Below are 524 nucleotides of genomic sequence, written 5' to 3'. Positions count from 1 at the left end.
GGAGTGACGGGCACTGGCTGGCAATGTCTAGCAACGGCAGGCATTTCGGCTGAGGGTAAAAGAACTTTCCGCTAAGCGATAGACTGTATGTAAACACAGTATTGCAAGGACGCGGAACATGCCTCATGTGGCGGCCAGGACGGCCAGCCGGGATCGGGATACTGGTCGTTACCAGAGCCACCGACCCGAGCAAACCCTTCTCTATCAGATCGTTGACGAGTATTACCCGGCATTCGCTGCGCTTATGGCAGAGCAGGGAAAGGAATTGCCGGGCTATGTGCAACGGGAATTTGAAGAATTTCTCCAATGCGGGCGGCTGGAGCATGGCTTTCTACGGGTTCGCTGCGAGTCTTGCCACGCCGAGCACCTGGTCGCTTTCAGCTGTAAGCGTCGCGGTTTCTGCCCGAGCTGTGGGGCGCGGCGGATGGCCGAAAGTGCCGCCTTGCTGGTTGATGAAGTACTGCCTGAACAACCCATGCGTCAGTGGGTGTTGAGCTTCCCGTTTCAGCTGCGTTTCCTGTTTG

The 524-nt window shown here is 57.1% G+C and carries 1 protein-coding gene; it reads left to right on the top strand.

Annotation, left to right across the window (positions count from 1 at the left end; translation table 11 throughout):
* Positions 1-118 precede the first annotated feature (118 nt).
* Positions 119-524 (top strand): IS91 family transposase (locus R7P74_RS29135; RefSeq protein WP_001120876.1); only part of this gene is annotated, 406 nt, incomplete at its 3' end.

It is taken from the genome of Vibrio sp. 2033 (assembly GCF_033339735.1).
This window is presented reverse-complemented; position numbering and strand designations above follow the sequence as displayed.